This is a genomic window from Pedobacter sp. 01T416_2, assembly GCF_056398925.1.
In genome coordinates this window covers 1-19982 of the sequence record NZ_JBFTQI010000003.1, presented here as the reverse complement: position 1 = coordinate 19982, position 19982 = coordinate 1, and the positions used below count along the sequence as shown (strand labels likewise).

The window sequence follows — 19982 nt, the reverse complement described above, 5'->3', positions numbered from 1 at the left end:
AATGAGATCTTTGGTTATTTGTCCTGCAATTTTATTGGTAACAGTCTTTGTTTTTTCCTGTAAAAATCAGGAAAACTATAGGGAAATCCGATCAAAAGTGGTCAGTGTTCATGACAAGGTAATGCGGGATGCAGATCTGGCTCATGGACTGTACAAGTCCCTGGATTCGGTATATAGAAATATCGGTGATAAGGATACTGTTAAGGTCCTGTCCATAATGGTAAATATCGAGAAGGCGAACCATGAGATGGAGGAATGGATGGAGCACTTTGAACCTGATGTATCAGGCAAGGATGCAGCTGAATCTGTTCGGTATTTTAAAACTGAGCTGGATAAGATCTATAAAATTGACCGTCGCTATAAAAGGGTAATGGTCGATGCTGATCATTATCTGGACAGCCGATATCGCCGGAGATAGTCGAAGCAATAAACACAACAATTATTAATTAATCTTTTACTGGTCAGGGCCTAATGTTCTTTGCTGTGCTTTTTGCATAGCGCGTAAAGCATATTGTAAAAGATTTGCGCGGGATGTACGAGCTTTCCTACAAAATTGCGTTAAAAAAAATATTATAAAAACGCTAGCGGCCCTGTTTACCTAAACGACCCTAAAAGATCTTGTATAAAACAAGCAAGAGATAAATTGGCGACCTGCCGGATTAGAAAGATGATACTCTTTTGTTGATGCGCAGTTTACAGCCATAAAAAGAATTTAAATGAAAAACATACTATTAACGGGCCTTTGTTTACTTATGTTTTCGGCCGGAGTTTTGGCCCAGGATAAAACGAAACCCCAAAAGGATCTGGTTAAAATCACAGGAGATACCTCGGCAAAGAAACTGAACGAGGTAAAAATAAGTTCCCGCTATTACCGCAGGTATAACCTGAACAAATCTTCAGCTGCTTTGAAACTTAATACGCCACTGCTCCAGCTTCCACAGAATATTCAGGAGATTGATCAGAGTATTATTGCCGACCAGCAATCTATCAATGTTAACGAAAGCGTAACGCGGAATGTTAGTGGTACCATTCGTAACAACAATGCAGACATGTATAACGCTTCTGTTTTTATGCGTGGAGCGCAGATAACCCCGATGCGCAATGGGCTGGATCTTTCGATGATTTACGCTGGCCCCAGCGCCGAGGATGCCGCCATTATCGGCCGTGTAGAATTTATAAAAGGCCCCTCAAGTTATATCAATGGGCTTTTTGACCCGGCGGGTTCTTACAATGTGCTCACTAAACAGCCTATGGGGAGCAATACCAATCAGATTAGCTTCACAACGGGGAGTTTTAACCTTTATAGGGTTACGGCAGATCTGGACGGCAATCTGGATAGAACCGATAAATGGCAGTACCGGCTAAATGCTGCCGGGCAAAAGTCTGAATCGTTCCAGAAGTATAATTTCAACGATAAACTTGTGGTGGATCCGGTAATCAGATATAATATAAATGATCACTCCTATGTTTCTGCAGAGTATCTATTCCAGACCCAGCGCTTTCAACAGTATTTTTCGACAGTATTTGCGCCCGATGGATTTGTGAGCTTGCCCAGTGACTTTACCATAAACGACCCCAATAAGGCACCATTTAAATCTGTTGAGCACAACGGTTTTTTAAGTTATCATAATTCGTTTAGCCAAAACTGGCACCTTACAATAAATGCCGCATATGCACGTGACCACCTGGAAGGAACTTATTTCTTTGTTTCACGCTACAATGCGGCCCAGCCTAATCTGATCATGCGCAGGGCAACCTATGAGCGTTTGAATACAGATGCGCTTGCAATCCAGCCCTATATCAACGGCGAATTTAATACAGGTGCGGTCCGCCACCAGTTTTTGGGTGGTATCGACATCAACCGTAAAAGGTTTATTTCCTATTCCGGATCAGGTGATCCCACAGCCAACCAGACCCTTTATCCACTGGATGCTTATCATCCTGTATATGGCATTGACTTTGATGCCAACGTTAGAACGGGCGCATTATCAGAGATCGCGACTGATCAGCAGTCCATCTCGTATCAGGCTGCGTATGTACAGGATGAACTTGCAATGTTTGAAAATAGGTTGCGCGTGACAGTAGCCGCCAGACTGACCTTTAGTGAGACAGGCGTTCAAAAGAGCCCTACCAAAACCAGTTTGGGCGAGACCAAAAATACAGCTTTTACGCCAAAGTTGGGATTGAGCTATTCGCTGATGCCGGATTTTTCCGTATACGCACTTTTTGATCAGACCTTTACGCCACAAAGCGGAATTAATACCACAAATGGTGAGGCATTTAAGCCCCTAAAGGGCGAAAACATAGAGGCTGGGCTTAAGAAAGACTGGATGGATGGGAAATGGAATACCACAATCTCGGTTTACAGAATTATCAGGGATAATGTAAAGGTAAGCGATCCTTCCACCAATATCCAGACTCAGTTGGGGCAGACCCTTTCCAAGGGGATCGAGTTTGATCTGAAAGGAGAAATTTTAAAAGGCCTCAATACGGTAATCAACTATGCCTACACAGATAGCCATATTTCCAGGGATGCCAATGTGGCCCGGATAGGATTGGTTACACCTTTTCGGGTTAAACATATTCAGAACACCTGGTTGAATTATCTTTTGCCATTTCATCAAATAAAGGGTTTAACGGTATCAGCTGGATATCAGTTGCAGGTAGGGAGAGCTGGCCGATACGAACTTCAAAAGCTGGAGCTTGCACCTGTTTTTCGTGTGGATGGCGGAATTGGCTGGTCGAATGCCCGCTTTTCTGTAAATGGAATTGTGAATAATATATTCAACAGGTTTAATTACGGAAGTGCATGGATTACGCCGTCATCTGCTACAATTGGTACCTATGCCTATGTTCCCTACCCACCACGTGAGTTCAGGTTAAACGTAGGCTATAAATTTTAATTGGCGATGGTGATGGACTGGAAAAAACGATTGACCAAATTATCTTTCAAGATTCACGGCTGGGCAGGACTTGCTGCCGGTATATTTTTTCTGCTTTATGGACTTAGCGGCTCGTTGCTCGTTTTCAGGCATGAGCTTGACCGGTACTTTAATCCTGAACTGCATAACCTTGTTCCGGCAGAGAAAAAAGTTCCCGCAGATGAAATTTACCGTTTGGTATTACATACGCATCCAAACCTTAAAAAACTGGTTCTGCACGATTTTCCCAGGGACAGGTATGATAGTTATGAGTTTATGCTTTATAAGCGGCAACAAAATCTGAGGGATAACTACCTTTATTTCGTTTTTGTAAATCCATATAACGGGAAAATACTCAGAGAAGGGGGCTATCAAGAGATGGCTCCCTCTTTTCTGCGCTGGATCTATACCTTTCATTACTCTCTGCAACTGGGTATACCGGGTATGTTTCTTACCGCTATTATTGGCCTGGTGATGCTATTGTCATTGATCACTGGGGTTGTTGTTTATCGAAAGCATTTTTGGCAGGCCCTTCGGTTTAGGGCAGGTCTTAACTTTAAAAGCTGGAGGACCGGACTTTCCTCCCTGCACCGCATTATCGGAGTTTGGGCACTGCTCTTCAATATTATTCTTTTTTTTACCGGCTTTTGGATGTTGAGGGAATACTTTAAGCCATCGATGTGGGTTTTGCCCAAACAGCAGGCAAACTACGAAGTTCCTGCCAATATCGATCGCCTGGTCACCCTGGCCTGTAAAAGTATTCCAGGTTTTCAGCCAATTGCTGTTAACATTCCTACCGTAAAGGGTGTAGACATATTAATTAAGGGAAAGATGCCTCAAACTAGCAATTTATTGCTTCAGGGCAAGGCCAGCAGTATTGCTTTTGATTCCGGTACGGGAACAATTAAACACTATACAATCATTGATGAACAGGGGCTGGAAGAACGGTTTGAATATATGGCCTATCAACTTCATGTAGGTGCATTTGGCGGTGATGTTTTGAAGTGGGTTTATGTGGTCTTTGGACTAACTCCCGGCTTTCTTTCCATCAGCGGTGCTTTATTGTGGTTAAAAAGAAAAAAGAGATAACAACCGTTCATGGTCACCTGATTGTTTCGCCCTATGGACATTTTAGCTTTAGGGACGAGGAGATGATGTAAAGTATTTATATGTTTAAGCCTGTCAATCTCGCTGTTCAGAGATTGACAGACCTTTTTTGTATTTGTTTGTACAATCGTAGCTGTAGGCATCATTGCTGTTGTTGGCATATTCCCTGCATAGCTTTTTATATATGCACTTCGCGAGCTCATCAAAAAAGCCCCCATCTTACTTTTACTGAAAACGGGCTGACCGTTAAAGACCGTGATTTTTACAACTGGGAAAACATAGAGGGCTTTGCATTTAGCATAGAAGAAGTTGGACGTGATAATGCCGGGAGCATATATAAAAATTACATCACCCTATCGTTAAAGGACGGCACTTCTGCAAAAATTCCGGTATCCAATCTGGACAGGAAGGCAGATGAAATCCTGTATTTACTTAATGAACATAAGTGGGAATCAGATGATGCAGAAATGCATTCCAAACAATAAAGTTTTAAACCGTGGTTAGTGGCATTGAATAACAACAGGAACTTGGAGAAAAAAGGGAAAGAAACTATGATAGACCCGATGATCTTAATTCTGGCATTTATGCTTTAAATTGTATGGCTAGGTTTGCCTGATTGGTTGTTTTTTTAAGAAAACATTTTTTAAAATATTCGGTTTCTATCAAAAATCGGTTACGGTAAACATCAACCCTTTTTGTTGTCATCTGTTACAACCATCTGTAGAAACGGTGTGTCCAAAACATTGATTCTTTTGCCGTTCGCGCCAAGCTTTCCTGTTTTGGTGAATTCTGTGAAAACCTTAAAAAGGGTTTCGTAGGTAGTTCCCGAATAGGAGGCGATGTCCTGACGTGAGATATTAAGATCTATCGCTCCATTGGCATCAGCCCCAAATTGTGCCTTTAGGGAAAGCAGGGCATTGGCGATCCTTGCCTTTACCGACATATGAGCGAGATTGCGCATCCGTTCGTGCGACTCCTGGAGCTCGGAAGCAAAAAAATCCATCATCTGATAGGTAAGTCCGGGATTTACCGTCAAACAAGACCTGAAAAACTCAAGATCGATAAAGCAGACACTTGCCTGTTCAAGTGCTGTGGCCGAAACAGGGTAAACAGGATTTTTTCCCAGTCCGAGGTGTCCTATCACATCGCCCGGTTTTGCAAACCTTATAATGAGTTCCTTTTCATTGTCCCACTTTTTATGGACTTTGACTGTTCCCGAAAAAACGAAAAAAATGCCGCTTACAGCTTCTGCTTCCGTAAATAACTGGTCGCCCTTTTTTAACTGGAAATTCTTTTTCCTCTGTGACACCGCGGGAAGCCAATCCGGTATCACACGGCTGCATAGAAAACAGCTTTTTACATCGCACAGGTTATTGCATTCTTTCATTAAACAGATATTTCACAGGCAAAAATACAACTTATATTTAATTGCAAAGATGATTTGACTAATATTGTTTAAAAAATATTATTTTCAGTATTCAATTGTATTATACGCTTTTTTATATTGTTTAAAATATATTTAATTTTTATTTGTGTTTTTTTTATTTTACTTTTGGTGCATTCTAAGAGTAAAATGAACAGTAGAAAAAATATAATCCCGATATCGCCATCGCTTGGCGTTTTTGGAAGGTTTAAAATGGGCAGGAACAAAGAGAAAAGTTCGAAAGAGCGTCTTTTGTTTATTTCTATATTGTCTGTAGGGGTTGCTATAGTAATTTCCCTAATCGCAAAGGTTCTGGTGTCACTGATCAACCTGGTTACAAACATATCTTTCTATCAGCAGTTTGGATTTGATTTCCATAGTCCTGCAAGCAATCATTTGGGTTTATGGGTAATTGTTGTGCCTGTAATAGGCTCGGTTATAGTTGGGCTGATGGCCCTTTATGGTTCCAAAGCGATCAGGGGGCATGGGATTCCGGAAGCAATGGAGCAGGTTTTGACCAATCAGAGCAGGATAAAGCCTGCGATTGCAATTTTAAAACCTGTTTCTTCTGCCATTGCGATAGGTACAGGTGGCCCTTTCGGTGCTGAAGGACCTATTATTGCAACTGGTGGTGCCTTAGGTTCAACCCTGGGACAGCTATTTACGGTGAGTTCCAATGAACGTAAAATTATCCTTGCAGCTGGGGCTACAGCCGGAATGTCCGCTATATTCGGTACTCCATTGGCGGCAGTCTTTCTCGCAATAGAACTGTTGCTGTTTGAGTTTTCCGCCAGATCTATCATTCCCGTAGCCCTTGCGTGTATTACCGGCGCAGCCGGACATCATCTTCTTTTTGAAGCAGGCCCCGTATTTCCCATGCCGGCACTTTTGGTACCCTCGAATGCCGCATTGGGCATATATAGTTTTATTGGGATCCTCGTCGGTTTTGCATCACTCGGGCTGACCAAAATTGTGTATTTTATTGAAGATGCTTTTGAGAAAATCCCGGTCCACTGGATGTGGTGGCCCGCTATCGGGGGGCTGGCAGTCGGTACGGTCGGTTACTTTGCACCGCGAACACTCGGAGTGGGCTATGATAATATTATCTCGCTGCTAAGCGGACAGCTTTCCATTTCGGTCATCCTTTCATTATGCCTGTTTAAATTTATTTCATGGGCCATAGCTCTTGGCAGTGGGACTTCGGGCGGAACGCTTGCACCTTTGATGACCATTGGTGGGGCAAGCGGCGCTGCTTTGGGGTATCTATTGCATAACTTATTTCCCGGTCTGGATATCAGCATACCGATGTCGGCACTGGTTGGGATGTCGGCAATGTTTGCAGGTGCTTCCAGGGCATATCTGACAAGCATCCTTTTTGCGTTGGAGTCTACCCACCAGATCAACGGACTTCTTCCGCTTCTGGGGGCCTGTTCTGGGGCCTATCTCATTTCGGTGTTTTTTATGAAAAATACGATCATGACCGAAAAAATTGCTCGCAGGGGTGTGCATACACCTGATAGTTATGAACCCGATCTGTTGTTGAAACTCCGTGTCTCAGAGGTCATGGACCGGAATCCTGTCTTTATAAGCCCGTATAATACCATTGCCGAAGTGAGAAGGTATTTTGGAGAAAATCCTCCTATGGAAAATCAGTATGCCGTGAAGGAACCAACCGGAGACTGCCTGGGTGTTGTTTCAATATTGGATCTTTTTCAGCCTTCGGCAGATACCGAAAAAGAAATACTGTCAATAATAAAGCCTGTAAATGCCCATATTAAAAATAACGACCCTTTGAAAAAGGCATTAGCTATTATGTCCCAAAACCAGCATGACTTTTTGATGGTGTTCAATAGCAGGGAAGGAGGGGCTTTTGAAGGTCTGTTAAGTTATAGGGACGTTGTTAAGGCGTATCATGTCAATCACGAAAGTGAAAGCAGGACCGGGAGAAACCTATCGCTGGACAGGCAGGCAAAGAAAATTATTGTCAGGGGCAAAAGGATGATGGCCGATAGGAGGCCTTAACACATTTTCTGTTATTAAAATTTATTATCATGAAAAAAGCAAGTTATTGTATGATGGTTGCTGGCATAATTGTGCTGGTTGTCGCCTTTTTAACCACAGGCCATCTCAATTCGGTGAACGCGGCAGATTCACATCCATGGACAATCAATATCAATGGGATGCATTCATTTGCATGGCCGGAATTTTGTGGCGGACTGTTGATTGCACTTGGAGGAATTTTCAACATTGCTACCTGGCATCAAAAAAAATACCGGGTGGGATGATGATGCCTTCTCATTTTTATTATCGGGCAGGTGATCGTGGGAAAGGGTACAATCGTACCATTGGCTTTCCGGAAAATATAGGTCAGCCCGCTATATTAAAGTAATCAGCACATTTTAATGGAAGAGAACGATATCGATGAAGTGATAGAGCGCTTAAAAGCAAAAGGATATACACTTACATTCAACCCGGAAGATTCAAATGCTGCCTCTTGGGGAGTATCCGATCCATGGCCCTCTGGTATTGGGTTTGATATTGATGAGATAGTCCCGTGCAGGGGTTCAGATGGCGAGCCGCTCAGGATTTTTGCGGTGACCACTAAGCCTTTCGGTTTAAAGGGGATCTGGATATTGTCTGGTGAGGGGCAGAGATACTGGACGGTTGAGGAAATCATGAAGGGATTTGCAAAGGTTCTCAGGGCGGTTTTTCTTTTTATGTTTAAAAGACAAAACAAGCTTCCATAAGCGAAAATTCGTAGTTAAAAGCAGTTATCCGAGGGCATCGCTCTTCTCCCGGTACGGAAATGTTAAATCTGGCTGGTTCTTTTTCGCTTTCCTGCATAAATGTTTAGTTTTGGGGCTGGAATACGGTTTCCTAAAATAATATAATTAAATAGCCGGGGCCATTTGGCCCTTTAAAAAACAGTTATGGACAAATTCAAACAGGTAAAGGAAGTGATCGCTTCGGTTGAAGCTGATGTAGCAAAATTTTATGATGGTGGAAACGCTGCAGCCGGTACACGTGTACGCAAAGGTATGCAGGACCTTAAAAACCTTGCTCAGGAGATCAGGGCTGAGGTTACAGAGAAAAAGAACAGCGCAAAATAAACAGGAGACTGTTTTGGGATATAAGGCCACTGGTATAGACCGGTGGCTTTTTTGTAGGTGGATTTTTATATTCATCATATACGGCAAGAGAGCCAGGCAACTGTATATGTTTTCTGRTTATGCCAGCTTGATTTAATTTTGATGTTAACTTTTTATATTGTCTGGGCAACTGCCGGGCTATCCGCTCATACGCCTGCAAGCCTTAAGCAGGGGCCGGTATCCGCTGCTATCCCTGTTGCAAAAAAAAAACATTTAATGGTATCGAAAAAGATGTTTTTTTATATGATCCCAATAAATTGCTCTAAATTAAGAAGATTGCTCCCTAAAAATCATTTTTTGGAACTGGAAGATATAACTTCTTTAATAGGAGTTTTGTAATCATACGTTAATTTCTATTTTTGCGTAGCAAGCCTTTTGGTCTGCACTTTTTATCTAAAATAGCGCTATCGGGATTGATGCGCTTTTTTTATGAACCGGTCCTGCTTTGGACCGAAAGGGCGTCGAACCTAGTGGTGTAATTATTTAGAAATCATTTTTTTTGAATACTCCTCCATGGTTTTAGTACCGAAAACTCACCTCTTTTTTTTACTGCTGTCATTTAACGGTGTAGATAACATCCATTTTTAATAAGAGATTACGCATTTTGCAGCATTTCTAAAATTAGTGATTGAGAATTTAATACTAGTGATTATTAACGGTGAATGCGAAGCAAACAAAAAGCCTCTCTCAGTAGCAAAAACTCGTGTATGTGATTTTTTTAATTTAAATTTATCTAAAGTCTTAGCAATTACTTTATTAATAATATGTATGAAAGCTGATTTTTTTAAAGCACGTAAACTGTTTGACTTTTTCCCTCATACTTACGACATCGGTAATCTTTTCGGTCCGTGGAGACGAAATGCCGATAGCCACTTTCTATTAAAATTTTATAGATTAGAAATCGAAAAGTATGGAGAATATTACGCTTACCACCTCAAACATACATTAGAAAATAACATTGCCGCTGAAGAAGAATTTTTCAAAGAGTTGTGGGAACTCATAGAAACCAGAATCAAACACTTTCGGAACAAGAATCCTCATGGCAGTGACCACGAGCAAAATTCAATTAGAATTGAGAAATTAAAACAATTTCAAAAGTTTTTAATAGGAATCGATAGATGGAATGCCAGGCCAGCACCGCTTGTTATTGAAGAAAAAAACCAGATTATTCAGCAATATATCAATGAGATTGAGAAATTAAAGCAAAAGATAGTTGAACTAACTCAGTATGAAGTGAAGCAAAAAATCAGCATTGAAGATGATCATCTGCCAACTTTGATCGATCTTTTTCAGCAGATGCGCAATCTGAGACTGCCGTCTGATAGACTTCTGCTCAGGTGCGACCACAAAATAACATACGCAAAAATGATCGCGAAATATTTTAGCCACGGTGAAAAGGATATTCCGTTAGAAACCGCTAGAAACTATTTCGTAGAAAAAGAGGGGGATATCCCATCGAAAGGAACTTCTATTTATCCAGATCAACAGCTATTTGAGATAATAGGAAAAAAATAGAGGAAACCAGTCTCCTGTATATATTTTAAACATGACCAGAGCAGTGCACTGGTCATTGTATTGCCTCTTCTCCTTCAGATCTTTGCTAAAGATTAATTAAAAAAGAGGCCATTTATGCAGTTAGAAATCTTAACGGAAGCAGATCTTCAGAAGTTCAAAACAGAGCTTTTCGATGAACTCAAAAAAATGAATGTTGGTGGATCGACCATTTCTGATCAGAGAAAATGGTTGCGTAGTGCGGAGGTCCGGCAACTATTGAACATCTCTCCAGGTACGCTCCAAAATCTCCGTGTCAATGGAACTCTGCCGTTCAAAAAGGTTGGAAGCATATTCTATTATGCTTATGCCGACATCACAAAACTGATGGGACAAGGGGGAGACATATGATCGATACTTCTAAGATCCAACGCGATTTTCTAAAATTAGCTGGAACCAAAAGAAATATCCTGCCAAGCCACATCAGTCTTTTTACAGCTTTGGTAATATGCTGTCAAATGCAAGGTCATAAAGTTTCTTTTAGGGTAACCCGAAGGGAACTGATGAGGTTGTCTGCAATCCGTTCTTTTAACACTTATCATAAGTGCTTAAAGCAGCTAGTCGAGCAAGGCTGGATCGATTACAGGCCAAGCTATAATACAGCTATTGCCAGTCAGGTTAGTTTTAACCCAGCTCCGCTGGCATAGTTAACAATTTAGCGAAATAGTTGTACCGCCATCATGACAACTGGGATCGGATATTTTTCATCTTGTGTTCATGGCTCTATTTTTCTATGAGGCGGTGGAAAGGTTGTACGCCATGCAGAAAGGTCCTTTTTCGTTTTCAGAAAAAGGAGCGAGCCGAGGTTGGGCAGAGCCCTACCTTTCTCGCCCCAAGCTATCGCTATTGGGGTTTCAAGCACCCTCCAGGGGTGCTTTGATCTCAATAAGACGCAATAAGTTAGGTTTTCGGCACCCTCGCGAGAGTGCAATATAGTTGGATATATAGAGATCTGATAAACAAGATAGCCATACACATAGCTATTTATATATTGAGATATATACCATTAATATTCTTTTAAAAACAAAAAATGGATGAAGAATGAAGTATTAAGATCGATTAAATATTCAGAGGCGGAAGGTATTAAGTTAGATAAGATAGCCCTAAAACTGGGGAGATCAAAGCGACTGGTTTTCCTTCAGATGACGGAGTATTTCTACAGGACGAAAAAAGACCCGCTGGACATCAATGATGATCTGCTAAAAACTACCATGGTCCGTAACCACAAAGACTATATCGGATTTATCAAGACCCAGGAAAATGATCTGCTTATTCCGACCAGGCGAGAGGTTGCGCAGTTGTCTGAAGCACAAAAAAGGTTGATCATAGGCTTTAACGGACTCTTAAAACAAAACGAAATGGTGCCCGTGTTGATGGAAAAACAGACCCAGTTTTTATATCAGCTTGAAAAAGACTATAAATTGATTTTTGCAAAGCTACAGGATAAGCAAAGCTTCAAGCAGCTCTTTCTGAATATCCTTGATGGATACGCTATTGCCAGGGACAATCTTCCTGCCATTGGATCAAAGAAAGATAAGTTGCAGTTGCTGGCTGCTACAAGGAACCAGATAATGTTATTGTAATATGTATATCAATATAACTGACAGCAAAACTGCGGACAATAAGGGCAGTAGTGGACAATTGGTGAACTATCTCGAAAAGGAAAATAGGTTAAATCCTATGCAAGAACCAGAAAGATGGTTCAATCATCAAGATCAGGTATATGAGCCGTATGAGGTTCGTACCGCCATTGATGGCAATATTGGGAAACTCGGAAAAGATGATGCTAAATTTTTCCTGATCAATATCAGTCCCAGCCAAAAAGAACTCAGGCACCTGAAGGAAAGCTATGGGGAGCAACAAATGCCCTTGAGACTGAAAGAATTTACTGTTAAGGTTATGGATGAATATGCAAGAAACTTCAACAGGGCGGGAGTTAACAGCAGCAGGGATCTGGTCTGGTTCGCGAAGGTGGAAAACCATAGATATTACACCCATAATGACAGAGAGGTGAAGCAGGGACTGAAAAAACGTGGAGAATTGAAGCAGGGAGACCAGCAGCATATACAGGTGATCGTAAGCAGAAAGGATCTTACCAATAAAATCAAATTAAGTCCGATGAATACCTCTCGGGGTAAGAATATCGAGCATTCAAAAAAAATGGGACAGTTTGACCGCCTGGCTTTCAAGCAGTGCGGAGAAACTCTTTTCGACCGGCAATTTAACTTCAATCGTGAACTAAGGGATGCCTTGGCCTATTCGAACATCAAGAGTAACGGTACAATTGAGCAAAGAAAACAGCTGGATACTTTAGATCAGGGAGTTAAACTTGATCAGTCACAAAAAGGGATCATTTTAGAACTCGCAGTTGATGTCTCAAAGGGGCTGTTCCAGACAAGTTCAGAAATGCTTGAAAAAATAGGCTCGACAGTTGGCAGTTTTCTTGACATCATGCTCGAACCTAATTATGGGCCTATAGTCCCTGCTAATACCCAGGAGCCCAAGCGCAAGAAGAAAAAAAGAGGACACAGCCAAGGGCAGTCCATCAGATAAGATTTTCGATATTAAAACCTTAAAATATGTTATCAGAAAAAGAACAGATCGCTAGCCTTTACCAAAGGCAGCGAACATTAGAGGAGAAACTGAAGATACTTGAAACCAAGGGCCTGGAGTATCCCATGTTAAAGGTACCAGACTATACATCTGATCTGCGTGAAGTGAAGAAAAGTGTAGATAGGTTTCTTAACAGCAGTCATCAAAAGAACATGGACGAAACTTTCCGTATGATCAAAGATCTCGTTTCAAGGATACCTTACACGATCCATGTGCAGAACCATCACCACTTTGCGAAACTGACCAGGCGTGTCATTATTGCGTTCACGGTTCTGGTGATCTGCTTAGTATTTACCGCCTGGCTCGCATACTATTTCTATAAACATTCAAACGTGTAACTTAAACTTGATAGCAAATGAAAAAATCAGTAAATTTGAGAGAACATGATTATCAGCCCCTGGCACTCAGCATCTATGTAGATGCGGTAGAAATACCACAAGGTGTCGTTGTTCTTCTGAGCGACTGGCCAAAGCTGAAATCTGCAGTAGACCCTAAAAGTCCTTTTTATAAACTTATGGACAAACTAACGTTTATCCCATTTCATGAGCGGTCCTTAACGGAAAAATCAGAATTTCTGGAGAGTAAATTGCGTGAGGTAGAAAAGGAGAACCTTGTAAGGGGATCGTTTAGGACTTATCAGAATGAGCTTTGCACAGCCCCTAATCTCTTCATAAATGAGTATGCCGATAGAACGGAACTGGTAAGTGTCGATGCCCGGTCTGGAAAAATTAGCCTTATAAAAACATTAAGTTAAATGAAGCCTTTACAGCTTTATGTTTTGAGCGGCCCCAATGGAGCCGGCAAATCGACCCTATCTGGTACATTTGTTTCACCTGGAACAGATATATTTGATGGGGATAAAGAAATGGCTATCCTAAAACACCAATACCCGACGACAGATAATGGTACACTGTACGAGGCTGCAAATGGGATTGTTTTCCAAAAAAGAAAGGATAATGCGATTGCGGGGAGAAAGGACTTTGCTTTTGAAACCAATTTTAGGACAGAGGGGGTAATGGATAGTGTTAGACATTATTTCTGCTGCCATTGAAAAACTGCCTGAGTGGGTATTGAAGATCCCTGAAGCTATAGAGCGAAAACATCAGATTGACCTTCAGAACCAGATTCAGAAAGAGCAGGATAGAAACCGCGATTTAGGGAATGAAAGAAATAAGGGACTGGGCAGATAAAGAGGCATACCATGGAAATTATAAAGTAATTTCAGATTAGATCTTTCTGTGTTTTAGTTGAATATAAAAACCCGGCACCATTTTGTTGTAGTTAAAGATCCCCACCACGCATTGCGGCCTGCGGAACCCCAATGCTCAAAACCCTAGCTGTTCCCGCTTCTCGCATATACGCAATAATTTCCTGGGTATCGTATTGTCATTGCCCCCAAGCGTAACGTTTAATAACTTTAGGTTTTTTTGCCAAAATTGAACATTTTATTTTTACTTAAAAATTCAAGGTGCCGCTATAGCACCTTGAATCCTTGGAAGAAATGACTTAAAGATCATCTGGTTTAAACCCAATTCGCTTTCTTGGGGGATTGGGATTTCCTTTATTCTCAAGCAATTCATCAAGGTAGCGAAATACAATTTCCATGTTTTTATCCTGATTGGTTAGCTTTTTCTTGATTTTTTCAAGCTCTATGCGGAACTCCATATTGTCAGAAAGCAATAGTCGCATTTTGGTGAAAATTCGCATGATCTGGATGTTTACATTAATGGCCTGGTTACTGGAAAGGATACCTGAAAGCATTGCCACACCTGCCTCCGTAAAAACATTTGGTGCCTGGCGCCTTCCTCCCCAGCTTGCTCTTCCATTTTGGAAGAGCAAGTTCTTGAATTCATCATCATTCAGCCTGAACATAAAATCCTCCGGAAACCTATTTATGTTCCTGGCTACTGCCTTATTCAAGTTTCCTGTTGTTACCATATAGAGTTCTGCCAGGTCTTCATCCAGCATAACCTTCTGCCCCCTGATAATGTAGATCCTGTTGAGAATTAGATCATCAGCTATATTGATCACATTACCCTTATCTTTCATGGCCAAGCGATTTGGTTCGTGCAATCTTATGGTTGAAGTTGATAGGCTCATAATTGCTCTCCGCTTTTAATTTGGCCATATCTGCCCCCACTTTGATGTCTAGGATCTTGGCATAATGCTGAGTAGTTCGGATATTGGTATGTCCGAGCATCTTGGATACGCTCTCTATCGGCACTCCCTTTAACATCGTAACGGTTGTTGCGAAAGTATGTCTGGCAATATGGAAAGTGATCTGTTTCTTGATTCCGCAAACATCTGAAATCTCCTTGAGGTAACTGTTCATCTTTTGGTTACTGCAGACCGGGAATATCATGCCTGTAATATTGCGGGTCATGTGGTCCTTGTAACGCTCAATCAATGATGTGGCCATTGGCAGTAATGGTATGCGCGAGGGCACATTGGTTTTCTGTCTTTTGATCGAAATCCATTTTTCACCGTCTATGCCTGGTACAATGTCTGTTTCTCTCAATTGCTTTACGTCGATGTAAGACAGTCCGGTAAAACAGCAGAAAAGAAATATATCCCTGACCTGTTCCAACCGCTCACTTAGCATGGGCTTACGGGCAATCCGGGCCATTTCCTCCTCATTCAGGCATATCCTCTCCACTGGCTTAACTTTGTTCTTATAATTCAAAAAAGGATTAAGTGACATCCATTCATTGGCAAGGCATATCCTGATGATCTTGCCGAAATTCTTCATGTATTTTACCGCGGAGTTGTTGTTGCATTTTCGGACGGAACGCAAATAAAAATCATACTCGGTTATAAACTCATGGTTTACCCTTTTAAGATCTATATCATTTACAGAATATTTCCACTGTAAAAAATCTTCAGTGTGTTTCAGGGAAGTGCGGTATCTTTGAGCCGTTCCCTTGGTATATTCGGTTCCCACCAGAATCTCCACTTTACGGTTATGCTCCTGGAATACCCCGATCAGTGTAGTCTGTTTCTCTTCTTTTCCCTGGAATCTGTCGCGGATGGCGTCCGCCGTAATCATTTCGTCTCGTTGGGTAAGCTGGCGGTGCGCCTCATAAACCTTCATTTGTAGGTCTGCTAAGTAGGCGTTCAAGGACTTTGAATCCTCTTTTTTTCCATTGGCCCGACCGGAGGCAACGATCCATTTCTCTGGTTCACAGGACCGTCCTGTCGTGATTTCGGATCTTTTACCATCAACGGTAATCCTCATGTAAATGGCTACAGGGCCATTCTGATAATTTTTTGACTTCTTCAAATAGAAGAGCAAGCTGAAATTGGTTTTCATAATGTCTCACATTAATGGTTAACAAATTTAGCTTTGAAGTGTCCAAAAGTCAAGATGTATACTCTCTGAACATGTTGATGTTCAGTGTCTTATATCAAATTCGGTGAGTCATTTCAATTTTTCATTTTACTCACCGAATYACTCACCAGAACTATGCGAATTTATGCATGTTTTGTGGGGTCCCGGAAATGAAAAAAGCCTGCTATCATACGATTTGCAGGCTTTTCTTGGTTTTTGAAACCATTTCAGCGGAGAGTGGGGGATTCGAACCCGCGGACCCTTTAACAAGTCAACAGTTTTCAAGACTGCCGCAATCGACCACTCTGCCAACTCTCCGCTGCAAAAGTACGAACTTGAAGCAAATCTGCAAATGATTTCGAATCAAATATTTGCATAAATATTTTAAGCGTTGCTAATCATTTAGTTAGCTCGCATAAAAACTTTCAAAAAAACAAATAAAGGGCCAATAATGGCCATTTTAGCTACAATTTCAGGCTTTAGGTTTAAACTAAAGCGCCTCTTTAGGATAAATTTTTTCCCGGTCTACCGATAAAACACCATTTCCCTCAATTGCAAAACAAACGAGTCCGATTAATACGGAGACCGAAAACCAAAATTCTGAATAGGGTTTAAAAATTCCACCAGAAATATTTACAAAGAATACTGCCCCGATCAATATTGGTAAATTAACCAGGCAGAATACACGGGTATGTGTGCCCAGGGTGATGGCTAAGCCCCCAATTAGGTGTAACATAATAATCAGGTGTGCCAGTAGGCTAATGCTCACAGCCGTGCCTAAGAAAGCGCCCCTCATTAAATTACTAAAGGCTGGCATATTGATGTAAAAATCAATACCCTTCCAAATTAAAATAAGGCCTAATAAGATTCTAAAATAGTCTAACCACTTTGGGTGATGGTGATCGCCCCAGATCTGGATTTTCTTAAGCATGTTCATAACTTCTATATTTTGGTTATGACAATTTACGGAAAAATTAAGAAAATAACAATGCTTAACTATTTGATTTTAAGGCTTTTTTTTATCCACAGTTTTACTGTTTACATAGTCGGTTGGYGACATGCCGAACTGTTTGGCAAAGTTTCTGCCAAAGTGCGATTGAGAGCTATAACCAACCATTTCTGAGATTTCGTAAATTTTCAGTACCCCTTCATTTAAAAGCTCGGCCGCTTTTTTTAGCCTTGCCAAATTAATCAGTTCATTGGGGCTAAGGTTAGAAATGGATTTAATTTTCCGGTATAAGGTTGGCCGGCTCATATTCATCTTTTCTGCCAGATGTTCGACGTCCAGGTCCTGATTGCTGATATTCTTGTTAATGGTATCCTGTAATTTTTCTAAAAACAGTTCGTCTGCCTTTGAATATGCAATACTTTTAAGGTGGAGCAGGGGAGAGCTCGCGAAATATGCTTTGATTTTGTTCCTGTTTTTAATCAGGCTAGAAATCTGTACCTGTAAAAACTCGGGAGAAAATGGCTTTTCCACATAGGCATCGGCACCCAGTTCTAAACCTTCAATTTTAGATTGCAATGAATTTTTTGCGGTAAGCAGGATAACGGGGATATGGCTGAATTCTAAGGTAGATTTTACTTTCGCACAAAATTCAAAACCGTCCATTTCGGGCATCATTACATCGCTAATGATGAGCTGAACAATTTGACGCTGTAATATTTCTAATGCTTCTATACCGTTTCTGGCCTGTAGTACATCGTATTTTTCTTCCAGATCATCTGAAATGAAATCAAGGATATCTTCATTATCATCAACCAGCAACACCACAGATCTTTCCATATCTTCAGTATCTTTTATGGTCAGCTTGCCTACAATTTCTTCCATTTTCCGTTCAGGTTAAATTCTATAAGTTGATGGATAGGCAATTCCAACACAAATATATTAAAATCATGGTCATTAAAATCTAAATAAAGCTCCCCGCTATGCAGTTGAGCAAGCGATTTTGAAATCGATAAACCTATTCCGGTTCCTGCCTTAATTTCTGTTTCTTTGCCCCTAAAAAAAGGTTCAAATATCTTGTCCTTAATTTCAATTGGGATGCGATGTCCATCGTTTTTTACCATCACAGCAAACTTATCGCCTTCCTGCAATGATAAGTTGATCTGTACCATGGTTTTTCCGTACTTAATGGCATTGTCTACCAAATTGCTGATCATTTTGTAAAAGGCCTCTACGTCGATATAGGCAAGGAGCTTTTTCTCAGGTAAATGAAGGTTATACTTCATCTCATGCTGTTCTGCAGCAGGTTGAAACTGAAGAAATACGTCTTTCAGGATTTCTGAAATATCGGCTTTTACGAAATTTAATGAAAATTCGCTGGTTTCGGTTTTTCTGAAATCCAGTAACTGATTGGTCAATTTGAGCAGCCTATCGGTGTTTCGCTCCATAATCCGTAAATTCTTTTCTATCGCGGGTACGGCATCAGCCTGTTTAATCAGTTTCTCCATCGGTCCGATAATCAGTGTAAGGGGTGTTCTGATTTCGTGGGCAACATTGGTAAAGAATTCGATTTTCGCCTGATACACTTCTTTTTGTTTTTCATGCTCAAAAACTTCCATCCGCCTGYTGTTTTTTAATGCGATTTTTCGGTGATAGCTTCGTACCAGAAAGAAGATAATTCCACCTGCCGCGATCAGATAAAACAGATACGCCACGGGGCTGAGGTAAAAAGGAGGACGGATTTTGATCAGTAACTTCGCATTTTTGGTGCTCCAGGTACTACTTCCTTCAACCAATGCTTTCACTTCAAAAATATAATTCCCAGGAGCAAGTTTTGTAAAATAAACCTTCCTGTTGGTTTTTAAATATTCCCAGTTTTTATAAAGCCCTGTCATTTTATAGGCATATTCCGTCATTTCGGGTGAGAGATAGCTTAATGCCGCAAAATCGATACTAAAAGAAGATTGGTTGTAGTTAAGTTCGATGGTATCGGCATAAACGATCGATTGATCAGAAACAGAATCTGCCCCATTTAAACCCATTTCTAAGCTGTTGATCTGAAATCCGGTTAAAAATACTGGAGTTTCGTATGATGTTGCTTTTAAGTTGGCCGGATTGAAGCTGACCAGCCCCTTTACGCTCCCAAAATAGGTTCGGCCATCCTCATCCTGATAGGCAGAACTGTAGTTGAACTGATCGGTAAGCAATCCGTTGGCTTTAGTATAGGTTTTGTTTAAACCCGTGGAGGGGTCAAAATGGATAAGGCCCCTGGTACTGCTAATCCAAAACTTATTTGCGGCATCTTCTTCAATGCGGAAAAGGTAATTACTGGGAAAACCATTTTTTATACCATAACGCTTAAACTGATGTGTTTTCTGATCAAACCTGCAAAGTCCACCACCGTCTGTGGTTACCCAAATCTGTTGTTTACTATCTTCAAAAACACTATTTACGGTGTTATGACTTAAACTTTTCGCATCTGTCGGGCTATTTCGGTAGTTCACATAGCCTGATTTGGATAAGTTAAACTGAAATAAACCATCATTAAAACTGCCCGCCCAGATATTGCCCTTGCTGTCTTCAATAATCGAATAGTAAAAAATAAAGGGAAGGCCGGCGATAGGCTCAAAATCATCGCGCTTGCGGTTATAGCGGTAAATCCCATTAATGGTCCCAACTAAAATTTCGCCAGACCGTGTTTTACAAAAAGTAACAATAAAGTTGGTGCGTAAGGCATTTCCAACACCTGCCTGGTAGTGTTTAATTACCTTTTCTGTTTTCAGGTCTAAAACATCCAGTCCATGTTCGAAAGTGCCAACCCAGAGCTTGTCACCATCAACCAATAAACCGTGGATATTGGAATAGGCAATGCTTCCGGGTTTTCCATCGGGCAAAAAGTGTTTAAATATTCCTGTTTTTACGTCAAGTTTGTTCAGCCCCGCAT

22 protein-coding genes and 1 tRNA gene are annotated in these 19982 nt (G+C 41.0%); 16 read left to right on the top strand and 7 right to left on the bottom strand.

The window, feature by feature from the left end; all coding sequences use genetic code 11:
- Position 1: 1 nt before the first annotated feature.
- The 3 genes from AC1DPQ_RS00345 (at position 2) to AC1DPQ_RS00335 (ending at position 4010) form a co-directional block, all read left to right on the top strand.
- On the top strand, positions 2 to 418 hold the full coding sequence (locus AC1DPQ_RS00345) for a hypothetical protein (protein ID WP_057935007.1): 417 nt from the start codon (positions 2 to 4) through the stop codon (positions 416 to 418).
- 298 nt (positions 419 to 716) lie between these two features.
- Positions 717 to 2903, top strand: coding sequence for a TonB-dependent siderophore receptor (locus AC1DPQ_RS00340; protein ID WP_477607456.1), 2187 nt, complete (start codon positions 717 to 719; stop codon positions 2901 to 2903).
- Between the two features lie 12 nt (positions 2904 to 2915).
- Positions 2916 to 4010 carry a PepSY-associated TM helix domain-containing protein gene (locus AC1DPQ_RS00335; RefSeq protein ID WP_477578125.1) on the top strand — a complete coding sequence of 365 codons (1095 nt, stop codon included), beginning with the start codon at positions 2916 to 2918 and terminating at the stop codon, positions 4008 to 4010.
- 703 nt (positions 4011 to 4713) lie between these two features.
- Here AC1DPQ_RS00335 and AC1DPQ_RS00330 read toward each other — a convergent pair.
- Positions 4714 to 5415, bottom strand: a complete 702-nt coding sequence (locus AC1DPQ_RS00330) for a Crp/Fnr family transcriptional regulator (RefSeq protein ID WP_057935003.1) — start codon at positions 5413 to 5415, stop codon at positions 4714 to 4716.
- 186 nt (positions 5416 to 5601) lie between these two features.
- Here AC1DPQ_RS00330 and AC1DPQ_RS00325 point away from each other — a divergent pair, with 186 nt between their 5' ends.
- The 13 genes from AC1DPQ_RS00325 (at position 5602) to AC1DPQ_RS00265 (ending at position 13815) form a co-directional block, all read left to right on the top strand.
- Positions 5602 to 7473 carry a chloride channel protein gene (locus AC1DPQ_RS00325; protein WP_083505539.1) on the top strand — a complete coding sequence of 624 codons (1872 nt, stop codon included), beginning with the start codon at positions 5602 to 5604 and terminating at the stop codon, positions 7471 to 7473.
- Positions 7474 to 7502: 29 nt separating this feature from the next.
- Entirely contained in the window at positions 7503 to 7736 is a 234-nt protein-coding gene (locus tag AC1DPQ_RS00320) for a hypothetical protein (RefSeq protein ID WP_057935002.1), read from the top strand.
- Positions 7737 to 7853: 117 nt separating this feature from the next.
- Positions 7854 to 8198, top strand: coding sequence for a hypothetical protein (locus AC1DPQ_RS00315; RefSeq protein WP_057935001.1), 345 nt, complete (start codon positions 7854 to 7856; stop codon positions 8196 to 8198).
- A gap of 183 nt (positions 8199 to 8381) precedes the next feature.
- The gene (locus AC1DPQ_RS00310) at positions 8382 to 8561 is read left to right on the top strand and encodes a histone H1 (RefSeq protein WP_057935000.1); all 180 of its coding nucleotides are present in this window, start codon (positions 8382 to 8384) and stop codon (positions 8559 to 8561) included.
- A 141-nt stretch (positions 8562 to 8702) separates the two neighbouring features.
- Positions 8703 to 8939 carry a hypothetical protein gene (locus AC1DPQ_RS00305; RefSeq protein ID WP_157258299.1) on the top strand — a complete coding sequence of 79 codons (237 nt, stop codon included), beginning with the start codon at positions 8703 to 8705 and terminating at the stop codon, positions 8937 to 8939.
- 285 nt (positions 8940 to 9224) lie between these two features.
- Positions 9225 to 10115: a hypothetical protein gene (locus AC1DPQ_RS00300; RefSeq protein WP_477578128.1), complete on the top strand. Its 891-nt coding sequence runs from the start codon at positions 9225 to 9227 to the stop codon at positions 10113 to 10115.
- Positions 10116 to 10229: 114 nt separating this feature from the next.
- Entirely contained in the window at positions 10230 to 10502 is a 273-nt protein-coding gene (locus tag AC1DPQ_RS00295) for a helix-turn-helix domain-containing protein (protein ID WP_477578130.1), read from the top strand.
- Positions 10499 to 10798: a hypothetical protein gene (locus AC1DPQ_RS00290; protein WP_477578132.1), complete on the top strand. Its 300-nt coding sequence runs from the start codon at positions 10499 to 10501 to the stop codon at positions 10796 to 10798. The genes AC1DPQ_RS00295 and AC1DPQ_RS00290 overlap by 4 nt, the downstream gene beginning before the upstream one ends.
- A gap of 387 nt (positions 10799 to 11185) precedes the next feature.
- A complete protein-coding gene (locus tag AC1DPQ_RS00285; protein ID WP_477578134.1) occupies positions 11186 to 11734 on the top strand; it encodes a BfmA/BtgA family mobilization protein in 549 nt (182 codons plus the stop codon).
- Position 11735: 1 nt separating this feature from the next.
- Positions 11736 to 12704, top strand: a complete 969-nt coding sequence (locus tag AC1DPQ_RS00280) for a DUF5712 family protein (RefSeq protein ID WP_477578136.1) — start codon at positions 11736 to 11738, stop codon at positions 12702 to 12704.
- 26 nt (positions 12705 to 12730) lie between these two features.
- On the top strand, positions 12731 to 13102 hold the full coding sequence (locus tag AC1DPQ_RS00275) for a hypothetical protein (protein ID WP_477578138.1): 372 nt from the start codon (positions 12731 to 12733) through the stop codon (positions 13100 to 13102).
- A gap of 17 nt (positions 13103 to 13119) precedes the next feature.
- Positions 13120 to 13518 (top strand): hypothetical protein, encoded by a 399-nt coding sequence (locus tag AC1DPQ_RS00270; RefSeq protein WP_477578139.1) that lies wholly within the window; start codon positions 13120 to 13122, stop codon positions 13516 to 13518.
- Positions 13519 to 13815 carry a hypothetical protein gene (locus AC1DPQ_RS00265; protein WP_477607454.1) on the top strand — a complete coding sequence of 99 codons (297 nt, stop codon included), beginning with the start codon at positions 13519 to 13521 and terminating at the stop codon, positions 13813 to 13815.
- Between the two features lie 455 nt (positions 13816 to 14270).
- Here the strand turns inward: AC1DPQ_RS00265 and AC1DPQ_RS00260 are convergent, their stop codons facing one another.
- The 6 genes from AC1DPQ_RS00260 to AC1DPQ_RS00235 all read right to left on the bottom strand — a co-directional run.
- Positions 14271 to 14813, bottom strand: a complete 543-nt coding sequence (locus AC1DPQ_RS00260) for an ORF6N domain-containing protein (protein ID WP_477578141.1) — start codon at positions 14811 to 14813, stop codon at positions 14271 to 14273.
- Positions 14803 to 16074: a site-specific integrase gene (locus tag AC1DPQ_RS00255; protein WP_477578143.1), complete on the bottom strand. Its 1272-nt coding sequence runs from the start codon at positions 16072 to 16074 to the stop codon at positions 14803 to 14805. The genes AC1DPQ_RS00260 and AC1DPQ_RS00255 overlap by 11 nt, the downstream gene beginning before the upstream one ends.
- A gap of 249 nt (positions 16075 to 16323) precedes the next feature.
- A tRNA-Ser gene (locus AC1DPQ_RS00250) sits at positions 16324 to 16410 on the bottom strand.
- 172 nt (positions 16411 to 16582) lie between these two features.
- Entirely contained in the window at positions 16583 to 17029 is a 447-nt protein-coding gene (locus AC1DPQ_RS00245) for a DoxX family protein (protein WP_215132325.1), read from the bottom strand.
- Positions 17030 to 17098: 69 nt separating this feature from the next.
- Positions 17099 to 17923: a response regulator transcription factor gene (locus AC1DPQ_RS00240; protein WP_477586188.1), complete on the bottom strand. Its 825-nt coding sequence runs from the start codon at positions 17921 to 17923 to the stop codon at positions 17099 to 17101.
- The coding region (locus AC1DPQ_RS00235) for a sensor histidine kinase (RefSeq protein WP_477607452.1) at positions 17908 to 19982 on the bottom strand (2075 nt) is incomplete at its 5' end. The genes AC1DPQ_RS00240 and AC1DPQ_RS00235, both read right to left, overlap by 16 nt.

Coding starts and splice junctions, on each gene's coding strand:
- AC1DPQ_RS00345 (WP_057935007.1), top strand. CDS start 2: ATGAGATCTTTGGTTATTTGTCCTGCAATTTTATTGGTAACAGTCTTT.
- AC1DPQ_RS00340 (WP_477607456.1), top strand. CDS start 717: ATGAAAAACATACTATTAACGGGCCTTTGTTTACTTATGTTTTCGGCC.
- AC1DPQ_RS00335 (WP_477578125.1), top strand. CDS start 2,916: ATGGACTGGAAAAAACGATTGACCAAATTATCTTTCAAGATTCACGGC.
- AC1DPQ_RS00330 (WP_057935003.1), bottom strand. CDS start 5,415: ATGAAAGAATGCAATAACCTGTGCGATGTAAAAAGCTGTTTTCTATGC.
- AC1DPQ_RS00325 (WP_083505539.1), top strand. CDS start 5,602: ATGAACAGTAGAAAAAATATAATCCCGATATCGCCATCGCTTGGCGTT.
- AC1DPQ_RS00320 (WP_057935002.1), top strand. CDS start 7,503: ATGAAAAAAGCAAGTTATTGTATGATGGTTGCTGGCATAATTGTGCTG.
- AC1DPQ_RS00315 (WP_057935001.1), top strand. CDS start 7,854: ATGGAAGAGAACGATATCGATGAAGTGATAGAGCGCTTAAAAGCAAAA.
- AC1DPQ_RS00310 (WP_057935000.1), top strand. CDS start 8,382: ATGGACAAATTCAAACAGGTAAAGGAAGTGATCGCTTCGGTTGAAGCT.
- AC1DPQ_RS00305 (WP_157258299.1), top strand. CDS start 8,703: ATGTTAACTTTTTATATTGTCTGGGCAACTGCCGGGCTATCCGCTCAT.
- AC1DPQ_RS00295 (WP_477578130.1), top strand. CDS start 10,230: ATGCAGTTAGAAATCTTAACGGAAGCAGATCTTCAGAAGTTCAAAACA.
- AC1DPQ_RS00290 (WP_477578132.1), top strand. CDS start 10,499: ATGATCGATACTTCTAAGATCCAACGCGATTTTCTAAAATTAGCTGGA.
- AC1DPQ_RS00285 (WP_477578134.1), top strand. CDS start 11,186: ATGAAGAATGAAGTATTAAGATCGATTAAATATTCAGAGGCGGAAGGT.
- AC1DPQ_RS00280 (WP_477578136.1), top strand. CDS start 11,736: ATGTATATCAATATAACTGACAGCAAAACTGCGGACAATAAGGGCAGT.
- AC1DPQ_RS00275 (WP_477578138.1), top strand. CDS start 12,731: ATGTTATCAGAAAAAGAACAGATCGCTAGCCTTTACCAAAGGCAGCGA.
- AC1DPQ_RS00270 (WP_477578139.1), top strand. CDS start 13,120: ATGAAAAAATCAGTAAATTTGAGAGAACATGATTATCAGCCCCTGGCA.
- AC1DPQ_RS00265 (WP_477607454.1), top strand. CDS start 13,519: ATGAAGCCTTTACAGCTTTATGTTTTGAGCGGCCCCAATGGAGCCGGC.
- AC1DPQ_RS00260 (WP_477578141.1), bottom strand. CDS start 14,813: ATGAAAGATAAGGGTAATGTGATCAATATAGCTGATGATCTAATTCTC.
- AC1DPQ_RS00255 (WP_477578143.1), bottom strand. CDS start 16,074: ATGAAAACCAATTTCAGCTTGCTCTTCTATTTGAAGAAGTCAAAAAAT.
- AC1DPQ_RS00245 (WP_215132325.1), bottom strand. CDS start 17,029: ATGAACATGCTTAAGAAAATCCAGATCTGGGGCGATCACCATCACCCA.